This is a genomic window from Calditrichota bacterium (genome assembly GCA_013152715.1).
In the GTDB taxonomy this organism is placed as follows: domain Bacteria; phylum Zhuqueibacterota; class Zhuqueibacteria; order Thermofontimicrobiales; family Thermofontimicrobiaceae; genus 4484-87.
The window spans coordinates 1-12,479 of sequence record JAADFU010000199.1; the positions used below are offsets into that span (position 1 = coordinate 1).

9 protein-coding genes are annotated in these 12,479 nt (G+C 46.8%); 6 read left to right on the forward strand and 3 right to left on the reverse strand.

Translation table 11 applies throughout. The annotated features are described in order from the left end of the window. Positions 1-496 (forward strand): T9SS type A sorting domain-containing protein (locus GXO74_15770; protein ID NOZ63109.1); only part of this gene is annotated, 496 nt, incomplete at its 5' end. 101 nt (positions 497-597) lie between these two features. On the opposite strand, the gene GXO74_15775 is transcribed toward GXO74_15770, so the two are convergent. Continuing rightward, a complete protein-coding gene (locus GXO74_15775; GenBank protein NOZ63110.1) occupies positions 598-3,855 on the reverse strand; it encodes a glycosyl hydrolase in 3,258 nt (1,085 codons plus the stop codon). Between the two features lie 501 nt (positions 3,856-4,356). Here GXO74_15775 and GXO74_15780 point away from each other — a divergent pair. From GXO74_15780 to ltaE, 5 genes are all read left to right on the forward strand, one after another. Beyond that, the gene (locus GXO74_15780; GenBank protein NOZ63111.1) at positions 4,357-5,970 is read left to right on the forward strand and encodes a M2 family metallopeptidase; all 1,614 of its coding nucleotides are present in this window, start codon (positions 4,357-4,359) and stop codon (positions 5,968-5,970) included. 181 nt (positions 5,971-6,151) lie between these two features. Next, on the forward strand, positions 6,152-6,982 hold the full coding sequence (locus GXO74_15785) for a hypothetical protein (GenBank protein NOZ63112.1): 831 nt from the start codon (positions 6,152-6,154) through the stop codon (positions 6,980-6,982). Then, positions 6,983-7,555: an NUDIX hydrolase gene (locus GXO74_15790; GenBank protein ID NOZ63113.1), complete on the forward strand. Its 573-nt coding sequence runs from the start codon at positions 6,983-6,985 to the stop codon at positions 7,553-7,555. Positions 7,556-7,705: 150 nt separating this feature from the next. Continuing rightward, positions 7,706-8,533 carry a prephenate dehydratase gene (gene pheA / locus GXO74_15795; GenBank protein ID NOZ63114.1) on the forward strand — a complete coding sequence of 276 codons (828 nt, stop codon included), beginning with the start codon at positions 7,706-7,708 and terminating at the stop codon, positions 8,531-8,533. Positions 8,534-8,557: 24 nt separating this feature from the next. After that, the gene (gene ltaE / locus GXO74_15800; GenBank protein ID NOZ63115.1) at positions 8,558-9,583 is read left to right on the forward strand and encodes a low-specificity L-threonine aldolase; all 1,026 of its coding nucleotides are present in this window, start codon (positions 8,558-8,560) and stop codon (positions 9,581-9,583) included. Here ltaE and GXO74_15805 read toward each other — a convergent pair. Both GXO74_15805 and ligA read right to left on the reverse strand, forming a co-directional pair. Continuing rightward, positions 9,580-10,461, reverse strand: a complete 882-nt coding sequence (locus GXO74_15805) for a hypothetical protein (GenBank protein ID NOZ63116.1) — start codon at positions 10,459-10,461, stop codon at positions 9,580-9,582. The two genes, ltaE and GXO74_15805, sit on opposite strands and share 4 nt — an antisense overlap. Positions 10,462-10,550: 89 nt before the next feature. Further along, positions 10,551-12,479, reverse strand: a 1,929-nt coding sequence (gene ligA / locus GXO74_15810; protein NOZ63117.1) for an NAD-dependent DNA ligase LigA, incomplete at its 5' end; no start/stop codon positions are given.

The window sequence follows — 12,479 nt, forward strand, 5'->3', positions numbered from 1 at the left end:
GAGTGAATTTGTTTTAGATCAAAAGGCCGTACATAGCCAATGGATAGAGTTAGGCGTATTTAGTTTCAGCGGAGATTTTGTTGTAGAGATTAATGCGGTGGCTGCGCCAATTGTCGCGGATGCCGTAAAACTGGAAATAATAGGCATTGCTAAAAGGAATGATGACCCATCTCAAGAAAAATTTGATGTCAAAACAGTACCAGTTACATTTCAGTTGTTAAATCCCTATCCGAATCCTTTCAACATGGAAACAAAAATCAAGTTAGAGATTCCGGAGAACGGCATGTTATTCGCGGCGATTTACAATATCCGCGGGCAAAAGTTGATCACCCTGAACGACGGGCAAGTCATGGCCGGAGAAAAATTAATGATGTGGAACGGTCGTGACGAATACGGCATCGAGGCGAACAGCGGTATTTACTTACTGAAAGTTGTTTATCTTGGTGAAAACAACCAAAAAATCTCCCAGACGAAACGACTGATTTTGATGAAGTAAGCCACTTTGCTTGTTCTCCTTTGAAAAAAAAAGAATGCCTTTTGCGTTGGTGCGAAAGGCATTCTTTTTAGTTTTTCACAAAAATTGTCAATAAATAGAAGCTATTTCTCTTCCCAAACCGGCAGCCTCCCCGGCGTCCAGGGCGCTTTTATGGCTTCCAGTTTTTTCTCCAATTCCGGCAGGCGGACATCGTGGATTTCTTTTACTTTCTGATATAGCGGTACAAACTCATCTTTAATGATTTTGTAAGCGTCCTTCTCCGTAGTTGTGATGTCAGAAGTGGAGCGACGATGCGTGTAAGCCATAGTCCGCAATCTGCTCGAAAGAGAAGTCGGCGGATTTTCGTTGCGGCGGCTGATGGTTCTGTCGCCGACGAATTTGATCAGCAAAGAATCGACTGAGGCTTCCAGAGCCCTGGCGTCTGCCATGTGTTCTGAATCCGGAACTGGGGAATTGTGAATTGCCTGTTTGATGTACTCGATTCTTTCTGCCAATTCCTGCGTTGCGTTAATTGTCCCCTGAACGATGCGATAAAGTTCCGCCGCTTTGCTCTGGAACGTCACCAGTTCCATGCGATCTTTGGCCGGGAGAGTCGTGTTGTCCAGCGCCACGGTTTTAAATTCCTGTGGCGGCACCAGTTCTTTCAATTTACCATTAACGCTGAGCGACATGGAAACTTTGTAGTCGCCGGGCGCTGCCAGAAGGCCACTCCGCCCGGTAGAGAGCGGATTGTATTTGTTGCTGCGCAGTGAGATCGGACTCGGATCCTGATAACGAAAATCCCAAACAATCCGATGAATTCCGCTCTTCGCTGAAGTTGGAATTTTGCGGACAATATTTCCTTCGCTGTCGAAGATAGTGAATAAAAGATAAGGTTTTTCTTCATTATCTTCTGCGCGCAACTGATCCCAGGAAGGGTAAGGAATAAATTTTTTCTCTTTGAAAAGTTTGCGTTCTTTTTCTTTGCGTTTCTGTTTCAAAGTTTTCGGCGCCTTTTGCAAGTAGTAAGTGAAAACTGCACCTACCGGCGGATTAGGCGCGGCAAAATAGGTCGAGCCCTGATTTGTTTTTCCGCGAGTGGGCACAAACATCAACGCGTCTTTTATTGGAAAGATATCTGCCTCTTTATCAATAATTTTTTTTGACAACAAGCGCAACGGAGAATAATCATCAAGAATATAAAATCCTCTGCCAAAAGTTGCCAGCACGAGATCATTTTCCCGTTTTTGAACGGCAATATCTCTCACGGCGATCGTCGGCAGACCTGATTTCAACTGCGTCCAATTTTTGCCGCCGTCAATCGAGAAAAAGAAACCGAACTCAGTGCCGACGAATAAAAGATTCGCATCGACAAAATCCTGTTGGATGGTATGCACGGTTCCGTTTTTCGGGAGATTTGAGGCGACGGACTTCCAGGTTTTGCCTTTGTCCGTGCTTTTCAAGATATAGGGTTTGAAATCATCCCGTTTGCGGTTGTCAAAAGACGCGTAAACAACATTCGCGTCAAAATTTGACGGCAGAATATCGCTGACGTAAGTTGTCTCTGGCACGCCGGGAAATTTTTCAATTTTCCGCCAGGTCTTTCCAGCGTCTTCGGTGACCTGAATCAATCCGTCGTCTGTTCCGGCGTAAAGCAAATCTTCCTGCAGCGGAGATTCCGCCAGCGAAACAATTGTGCCGTACAGCGAGGTCGAGGCATTTTTAGCCACAGCGTCCACGCTCCAGTATCTGCCCATTAGCGGTAGTTTATTGCGGTCGATCTGGCGCGTCAGGTCGTCGCTGATTACCTGCCAGGTATTGCCGCGATCTTCGCTGCGAAAAACTTTGTTGGCTGCGCAGTAAATTCGCGTGGAAGAATGCGGACTGACAAAGAGCGGTGTGTTCCAGTTCCAGCGGTAAGTGTACTCGCCCTTTCGCGGCTGGGGTCTGATACTGATGGATTCGCCGCTGCGTTTGTCGTAGCGAACCATGCCGCCGTATTGTGACTCTGCATAGACGATATTCGGATCTTCCGGATCGCAGGCAGACCAGAAGCCGTCGCCGCCATTGGTGACAAACCAGTCATCGTTCACGATGCCGAAGGAGGATGTCGTTCGCGAGGGACCTCCCATGCTATTGTTGTCCTGAGTGCCACCGTAAACGTAGTAAAACGGTTTTTCGTTATCCACTGCCACGCGGTAAAATTGCGTGACCGGCAAATTTGATTTGAAGACCCAATTTTTTCCGGCGTCAAATGTTTCGTAAATTCCGCCGTCGCCGCCGATAAGCAAGTGTCGCGTATCTTCCGGCGCAATCCAAAGCGCGTGGTCATCCACGTGGCGGAAACGATTCCCGATTGCGGTCCACGTTTTGCCGCCGTCCAGCGTGTACTGGGCAATTGTTTCCATGGAATAAACTTTATTCGCATCGACCGGATCGCAGAAAATTTCATTGTAATATTGCGGGCTGTTAGCGACGTGACCGCTCATTTTCTGCCAGGAAGCCCCGCGATCCGTAGAGCGAAAAAATCCGCCGCTGCTGCCCTCGGCTTCGATAATGGCGTAAACGTAATCGGGATTCACCGGAGAAACAGCCAACCCAATTGCCCCGACATGTCCGCCGGGAAGGCCAGATTTGAGTTTGACCCACGTTTTTCCGCCGTCAGTGGTTTTGTAAATACGGCTTTCGGGCCCGCCGTCGATTTTTGTGAATACATGGCGTCTTCTTTGGTGCGATGCCGCATAAATCACGTCGGGGTTTCTCGGATCCATAGCGAGGTCGGAAACGCCAGTATTTTCGCTAATTGTGAGAATCGCTTTCCACGTTTTACCGCCGTTTTCTGATTTGTACAATCCTCTTTCTCCGCCGGGTCCCCAGACCGAGCCTTCGGCAGCCACGTAAACGACGTCGGAATTTCTCGGGTCGATGAGAATCTTGCCGATCTGGCGCGAGGTTTTCAGCCCCATATTTTTCCAGGACTTCCCGCCGTCTTCAGTCTTGTAAACGCCATCGCCGTAACCCAGCGCTCTCTGGCTGTTATTTTCGCCGGTTCCCGCCCAGATCACATTGGGATTATTGGGATCAATTGTCAGGCAGCCAATAGAGTAAGCGCCGTACTTGTCAAACACCGACTTGAAAGTTGTGCCGTTATTTTCGGTTTTCCAGATGTTACCGGAAGCTACTGCCACGTACCATTCGCTGTGATTTTTCGGATTTACGGCGAAATCAGCGATACGTCCTGAAGTAAATGCCGGCCCGATGCTGCGGAATTTCAAACCGGAAACGATTTTTGAAGAGATCAGATTTTGGGAAGATTTTTTTGCTGCTAAAGGACTAAACAACAGCAAGAAAGTCAAAAACGAGATTAGAAATTTTTTCATAACAAGCCTCCGATTTTGGGTATGCAAAAAAAAGAATTAGACTTTTTGAAAAATCATCTCTTGCAAAGTGAGTATACAGGAAGGTCAATAAATTGAGCCAAAGAATTGGACAAATATTCCCGGGCATTGAGAAATGAAAATAATGAGAGAGAATTGGGCGGGTTAATGATCTTGGCATGAAATTTTGATTGGATAAAAAGTTTCATTTTCTTCTTTAAATGGAAATTAACAATCTATTTGCAAAAAATCAATAGAAATCTCAAAATCGGAAAATTTTCTTTTTGAACGGATGTAACCTCTTTGACATCAAAATATCGCTTTCCGCTGCCAAAATATGTGCCCAATCATCAAAAAAGACTTGAATTTAACGATATTATTTCTTATTATTTCGTTAGGAATGTTGCAAGAAATAATTGTCTGGGAGGTCGTATGAAACACATGGGGCGTTTTTTAATTTTAGCAGTGATTATTACCCTTGTTTTTGGATGTGGAAGGAATCCCATGGAGAAAAAATTTGACGAGTTTTTGGAAAAGCATCTCAAGGTCATTCAGCCTCTCACCACTGAGATGAATACGGTTTACTGGAACGCCGCGGTTTCCGGGAAAAAAGAAGATTACGACCGGTACGCGAAATTGGAATTGATTTACCGGAAAATTTACGCCGATTCTGCGGAATTTGCTCTGGTCAAACAGTTGAAAGAGTCGGACGAAATTAAAAATGAACTGAAAAAGCGCCAGTTGGAAGTGCTTTACAATGCTTATCTGGGGAATCAAGTTGATCCGGATTTGCTGGAAAAGATGGTCAAAAAAAGCAGCGAGGTGGAGAACAAGTTTAGCGTTTTTCGCGCGACGTTGAACGGAAAAAAGGTAACCGATAATGAAATCATAAAAATTTTGAAAAAAGAAACCGACTCCCGTAAGCGACGCGAAGCCTGGATGGCGAGTAAACAGGTCGGTCAGCAGGTAGCGGACGACTTGATTCAACTGGTCAAACTAAGAAACGCTGCCGCGCACCAGTTAGGTTTTGACAATTATTACGTGATGTCGCTGACTTTGGGCGAGCAAAATTTAGACGATCTCACCAAAATTTTCGATGAACTGGACGAATTGACGCGCGAGCCGTTCAAAAAGATGAAAGCCGAACTGGATAGTATTTTAGCGGAATACTACGGCATCGGCGCCGAGGGACTAATGCCCTGGCATTATCACGATCCGTTTTTTCAGGAAGGGCCGTTGGTTTACCAGGTTGATTTGGACAAATATTACGCGGATCAGGATGTGAAAAAGCTGGCGCGGGATTTTTACTATTCCATCAATCTGGAAGTAGACGCTATTCTGAAACGCAGCGATTTGTACGAAAAAGAAGGCAAAAATCCCCATGCGTTTTGCACCGACATCGACCGCAGCGGCGACATCCGCGTGCTCGCGAATTTGCAAAATAACGAGCAGTGGATGGAAACAATTCTGCACGAGTTGGGGCACGCGGTGTACGACAAATACATTGATCGGGATTTGCCATTTCTGCTGCGCGAGCCGGCGCACAGTTTCACGACTGAAGCCATCGCCATGATGTTCGGCAGATTGTCGCGCAATGCTTACTGGCTGCAAAAAATGATTAATTTGTCAGATGAAGAACGCAACCAAATCGCCGCGGTGGTGGACAAAAGTCTGGCGCTGAAGCAACTCATTTTCGCCCGCTGGTGTCAGGTGATGTTTCGTTTCGAGCGTGCGCTGTACGAGAATCCGGATCAGGATTTGAATACACTTTGGTGGGATCTGGTGGAAAAATATCAAATGATCAAACGTCCGCCTCATCGCAATGCCCCGGATTGGGCGGCGAAAATTCATTTCACCATTGCGCCGGTTTATTATCACAATTACATGCTCGGCGAACTTCTGGCTTCCCAATTACATCATTACATCGCTACGCAAATTGTGGAAGCAAAATCCGCCAAGACCATCGCCTACGTCGGCGAAAAGGAGATCGGAAAGTATCTCAAAGAAAACGTGTTCAAACCGGGCGACCGTTACGTCTGGAATGAAATGATCAAGCGCGCGACCGGCGAATATTTGACGCCGAAATATTTTGTCGAGCAATTTGTCAGTGCCAAATGATGGCATTGCTTTGCCGGAAGATTCGGCCGGTGCATTTTTAACCCAAAAGATGGAGGAATTTTTATCGAAGGAAAAAGTCATTGCAGACCCGGGAAATTTTTACCATTGCAACACACCGCTCCTGCTCACATGCACAAGGTATCTCAATTAATCGATTTCAATCAATGTGAAGGAGTGTAGTATGATTTGTACGATGGACAGCTCTTTTAAACGCGCGATTTTTATCGCCATCGTCATCGCCGTCAATGTGATTTTTCTTTTTACGGCGTTCCTGTATCGGCCTGAGTTTCATCAACAGGCTATGGTAATTTTTCTGATCGTTATACAGTTGTTCATTTTCATCACTTATTTTGCCTATCGCAAAATGACGGCATCCAGGGTTTATCAGATTAAAAAGCTCAAAAACCCGCGACTTCAGGAAAATACGTTTGAATTTTCCACAATTATGCAGAAAGAGTTCGAATACATTCGCGAGACGGCAAGGCAAGCCATGGATGATAGGCATTCGATGATCAATTTCTTTTTGCTCATCACAGGGGCGGTAGTTTCTTTCATCGGCGCCCGCGTTTTGGACATGGACCTGACAGAACTTGCCGGCATCAAAGGCTCTTTTTTAATCGGATTGGCGATATTTTTGAACATCATCGGCTGGCTGTATTTTATGCACATGATTCGTCTGCGTCAGGCGTGGTGGGGCAGCGCCGAAGCCATGAATCAGATAAAAGAATTTTATATCGTTAATGGCCGTGTTCCCGATGATATTGCGCGCTCGGCTTTTCTCTGGAAAAAACAGAGTATTCCCGCGCCCGGCAAAAAGAGCAACGTTTTCTATTATTCGACGATGCTGATCAGTTTCATTGCCTCTGCGACGTTCTTTTTTGCCAGTTGGCTCGTGGGCTACATGAATGACATCACGCAGGTGACCGTCTTCACTGCGTTGCTGGCAATTTACCATCTTGTTTTTCAAATGTCGTGTTACTCACTGTTTTTGGACTATAAAGCGATTCGGTAGATGAAAGTGATTGTGAAAAATAAGGAACGGCTGCTGGACGATTTTGTGCGGGTAGACCGTTCCGTTATTCAACATGAAAAGTTTGATGGTTCGTTAACAAAGGAACTGATTCGGCTGAATGTGGACAGAGGCGACTCGGTGGCAGCTATTGTTGTGAATTCGGCGAAGCGAACATTTCTGTTTGTGAAGCAATTTCGTTACCCGGTTTACACCAAAGAACCGCAAGGGGCATGGATTTTAGAAATTGTCGCCGGAAAAGTGGAAAGTCGCCAGACGCCGGAACAGACGATTGTACGGGAAATTCAGGAAGAATTAGGATATTCCGTGCAAAATTTGCAGCCAATTTTTCATTTTTATCCTTCCCCGGGTGCGAGCAATGAAATTATTTATCTTTTTTACGGGGAAATTTCCCCGGAGCAACAAACCTCTGCAGGAGGCGGTGTGATTGCCGAAGGCGAAGATATTCGCGTTGTTGAAATGCCATTTGAGCGGGCATTTAAAATGATGCAAAATGGCAAAATCAACGATGCGAAAACATTGATCGCCTTGCAATGGTTCAAACTTAATCAGTAATTTGAAGTTGACATAAACGCCCCCTTTTTTCGATTAAAGAAAATTCGGGGCGTTTTTTTGTGGTTTCGAGTTACGAGTTTTGAGTTTTTATTTGATGTGAAAAGGCATATTTTTAAATTTATTATTGACAGAAAGTTCGGGCTGAAGAACGTGAATCACAACTACGAGATTGCATTTCAGGGAGAGCACTACGCTTTTAGTGAAATTGCGGCGAAGAAGTTTTTAGAGGGAGACACAATTTGTCACCCGAAGCCGACGTTTGAAGATGTTTTTGAAGCTGTGAAAAAAGGCGAACCGGAATTGGGAATTATCCCCATTGAAAATACAACTTCCGGCAGCATTCACCGCAATTATGATTTGTTGGTGGAAGACGGCATTCAAATTGTCGGCGAAGTGAATCTGCGCATTTCATTGCACTTGATTGCGCCGAGGGACGTGGAATTCAATCAATTGCAAAAAATTTATTCCCATCCGGCAGCTCTGGATCAGTGTCGGAATTTCATTCGGGGAAATCCGCAAATCGAATTTATTCCCTCGTACGACACGGCAGGCAGCGTCAAATTAATTGCGGAAAGAAATCTGAAAAACACCGGAGCCATTGCCAGCAAATTCGCAGCGCAAGACTATCGGATGCGCATTTTGAAAGAAGAAATTGGAGATTTTCAGGAAAATTACACCCGATTTTTAATTATTTCGGCAAAAGAAATTCATTTCGGCGAGCCGAACAAAACTTCGATCGTTTTTTCCACGCGCCATATTCCTGGCGCGCTTTTCAAAAGCATCAGCGTCTTTTTCCTGCGCGACATTAATTTGCTGAAAATTGAATCCCGGCCTTTGCGCGGCAAGCCGTGGCAATATCTTTTTTATCTCGATTTTTCAGGAAATTTGACTGATAAAAATTGTCAAAATGCCATTGAGCATTTGAAGGAGATCGCCGAGTTTATTAAAATTTTAGGTTCTTACCCGGCGGCAAAATAAAGACGGAGGAAGCAAATGAATAAAATTGTCGATTTGCGCAGCGATACGGTGACCAAGCCATCCGAGGAAATGCGCCGGGCAATGGCAGCGGCGAAAGTGGGAGACGATGTTTTTGGCGACGACCCCACGATGAATTTGCTGCAGGAGCGCGTGGCTGACATGCTCGACAAAGAGGCGGCGCTGTTTGTGCCTTCCGGGACTATGGGAAATTTGCTGGCGATTATGACGCACCCGCAGCCCGGAGACGAAATTATTGTTGAACGCGAATCTCACACATTCAACTACGAAGTCGGCGGCGCTGCAGCGCTGGCAGGCGTGCAAATTAATCCGCTGCCCGGGACGCGCGGCATTCTTGAGCCGCTGCAAATTGAGAACGCGATCCGTCAGCCAAATGTGCACATTCCACAGACGAGACTGCTCATTTTAGAAAATACGCACAACCGCGGCAGCGGCGCCATCTATCCGCTGGAAAAGATCAAAGAGATTTCCAAAATTGCCAAAAAGCACAACATTCGCATGCATCTGGACGGCGCGCGATTATTCAACGCGTGCGTGGCAACTGGTCTGGAACCAAAAAATTATGCTCAATATTTTGATTCAGTGATGTTTTGTTTTTCCAAAGGATTGGGCGCGCCGATCGGCTCCATACTTGTCGGCGAAAAATCTTTCATCGAAAAAGCGCATCGAAACAGAAAAATGCTGGGCGGCGGCATGCGTCAGGTGGGAATTCTGGCAGCGGCGGCACTGTATGCCCTGGATCACAATGTGGAGCGTCTGGCAGAAGACCACGCGAATGCCAAAAAATTGGCCGGTGAAATTGCTAAAATTTCAAATTTCGACGTCAATCCCGAACACGTGGAAACAAATATCGTCGTGTTCGACGTGGTTAACGCGGGTTTGACTGCGGAAGAAGTTGTGGCAAAAATGACGGGGAAAGGGATTTTGTTAGTCCCGTTCGGCAAAACATTGGTACGCGCTGTGACGAGTCTGGCGGTTGACAGCGACGATATTCAACGCGCCCTTGATGTGCTGCATGAGTTGTTTGATTAACCGCGGCGAAAGAGGCTGATCACGCCATAAGTCACGTAAGTGATCGCCAGCCAGATAAGGCTGACAAAAATTGCCAAATAAAGGATGGGCATGAAAAAAAACAGATAGTCGGAAATCGTTCCCATCAAATGTCCCGGATTTTTAATCAGCGGATAAATCGCCAAATTGAGCAGAAAGATGCCAAAAAGGAAAAACGCCAACGGCTGCCAGAAATTGTCAAAATCAGGCCCCGAGGGCGACAGATGGTTGGCGATGCCGAACATGATGAACAGAAAGACATACAATTTCCAACTGTGGAGCATCGGCTGCGAAAAAAAGACATGAATGAGATAGCCGAAAAAGTCAAGATGTGACCGAAAAAAAGCGGACAAACTGCCCTGTTCAGCAATTTTGTCAATGGGAAAATATTTGATTTTAGGCACGGCATCGGAGAAAAGAGAGAAGTCCGGAAAAAGAAAACTGCTCAACAGATAAATTGCCAAGGCGCCGCCAAAAAACGGCGCAATGGAGACAATGGCATTGCCAAATGTCGCCTGGTAAAAACTGTCGCTTTGGTAGCTGTGGCTGACGTAACCCAGTGTGCCCGTTCGTTTGTTGGGTTTAAAAAGCTGCAAATCGACAATTTTGTGATTCGCAATTACTGTGGCGAGAAAATGACTCAGTTCATGCACCGGCGTGCCAATCCACGCCGTAGTCATGAGCGCGTTCCAGCCGCCAATTTGGTAGAGGCGACGGTTTTGTTCTTTTGCGAGCAAATTCAAAACGAAGCAGGCAAAAACAACCGGGAAAAATGAGCCAAGAATAATTTTCAGGGTGAGCACGAGCGTGTTCAGAAAGTATTTGAGAACAGGCAGTAAAAAGTTGGCGGATTCTGTCATAAATTTTTTATTTAATTGTATTCCAAGTGTGCGCCACATCCGAGGTAAGGGTACACTTTTGTCCCGAATTTTAGTTTAGAAAAAAACGCTTATTTGCTAACCATCTCTCGAAATTTTTCTTCATTCAAAATTTTCACTCCCAACTGCCGGGCTTTTTCTGCTTTCGAGCCCGGGTCTTTTCCCACGACAACGTAACTTGTGTTACGGCTGACGGACGAAGTGGCTCTGCCTCCCAACGATTCCACTAACTGTTCTGCTTCGTGGCGGCTGTAATTTTCCAGCGCTCCGGTGAAAACAAAACTTTTTCCGGCGAGCGGTTTTACTCCGGCGTCGGACTCTTTCACTTCTTCAATCGTAACGCCCGCTTCCAGCAGTCGCTCGATCGTCTGCAAATTTTTGGGTTCATTAAAAAATTCCACGACGCTGCCCGCGCTTTGGGGACCAATTTCGTGTATCTCGAGCAATTCCTCGTAGGTCGCTTTTTTTAGTTTTTTCAATGATTTGAAATGTTGGGCGAGCAATTTTGCCGCATGTTCGCCGACAAAACGAATGCCCAGGGAGTAAATGAAACGATCCAGCGAGATACGTTTGCTTTTTTCCAATGCTTCAATAATGTTACTGGCTGATTTTTCAGCCAATCGATCCAGATTTGCCCATTGTTTTTTTGTCAAAAAATACAAATCCGCCGCATTTTTCACCAGCCCGGAATCAACCAATTGATCGACTAACTTGTTGCCAATGCCCTCAATGTCCATGGCGTTTCGGCTGGCGAAATGCTTAATCTGTTGCTTGAGCTGCGCCGGACAGGACATATTTTGACAGCGATGGGCGACCTCGTCCGGCAGCCGAACCACGTGGCTGCCGCAGACCGGACATTTGTCCGGAAGCTGATATTTTTTTTCGTTTCCGGTACGGCGGCTTTCGATGACCTTCACGACCTCCGGAATGACGTCACCGGCACGCTGCACCACAACCCAGTCACCGATACGAATATCTTTGCGATCGATTTCGTCCTGGTTGTGCAGCGTGGCCCGGCTGACTTCCACGCCGCTAATACGAACCGGTTTCATCACCGCTACCGGCGTGAGCGTACCGGTTCTGCCAACCTGCGCGATGATGTCGATGATTTGCGTGATCTCCTGCCGCGCGGGAAATTTGTAGGCAATGGCCCAGCGCGGGCTGCGGGTTTTTTCTCCGATGGTTGCCCGTTGCGCCATATCGTTCACTTTGATGACCATGCCGTCGATTTCGTAGGGCAGATTTTCTCGCCTTGCCATGAGTTGGGAATAAAAGGCAAAAGTTTCGTCCAGAGAGCGGCAGAGCTGTTTCAGCGGAGAAACTTTGAGCCCCCATTTGGCAATGGTATTCAAAAAATCCCAGTGCGTATGAAATTCGTAACCCACCACCTGTCCCGGACTATGGAAAAATAAATCCAGAGGCCTGCTCGCAGTGATTTTAGGATCCAACTGCCGCAGCGAGCCGGCAGCGGCATTGCGCGGGTTGGCAAAAAGCGGCTCTTCATCTTTTTCGCGCTGACGGTTTAAATTTTCAAATTCCTGAATTGGCAAAACAACTTCGCCGCGGACTTCCAGTCTCCCCGGCGGCGGAATTTCTCTGTCGATCAATCGTAGCGGCACGGATTTAATCGTTTTGATATTTTGCGTGACATTTTCCCCGACAATGCCATCGCCGCGCGTGGCGCCAACCGTTAACACACCGTTCTCGTAAATCAGTTCGACTGCCAGCCCGTCAAACTTTGGCTCGGCGACATATTCCACACTGGTGCCAGGCCGGAGCATTTTTTTTAGCCGTGATTCAAATTCACGAATCTCGCCTTCGTCAAAGCCGTTATCCAGGCTGAGCATGGGCGTGGTGTGCGCGTAAGGCTCGAACGCTTCCAGCGGCGCCGCGCCCACGCGCTGCGTCGGAGAGTCGGGCGTGACCAAATCCGGGAATTGATTTTCCAGCGCTTGCAACTCGCGCATCAGCCGATCGTATTCCGCGTCGGAAATTTCCGG

Bases quoted from the DNA above. Each gene is read 5' to 3' on its own strand.
- GXO74_15775 (NOZ63110.1), bottom strand. From the start codon at position 3,855: ATGAAAAAATTTCTAATCTCGTTTTTGACTTTCTTGCTGTTGTTTAGT.
- GXO74_15780 (NOZ63111.1), top strand. From the start codon at position 4,357: ATGGAGAAAAAATTTGACGAGTTTTTGGAAAAGCATCTCAAGGTCATT.
- GXO74_15785 (NOZ63112.1), top strand. From the start codon at position 6,152: ATGATTTGTACGATGGACAGCTCTTTTAAACGCGCGATTTTTATCGCC.
- GXO74_15790 (NOZ63113.1), top strand. From the start codon at position 6,983: ATGAAAGTGATTGTGAAAAATAAGGAACGGCTGCTGGACGATTTTGTG.
- GXO74_15805 (NOZ63116.1), bottom strand. From the start codon at position 10,461: ATGACAGAATCCGCCAACTTTTTACTGCCTGTTCTCAAATACTTTCTG.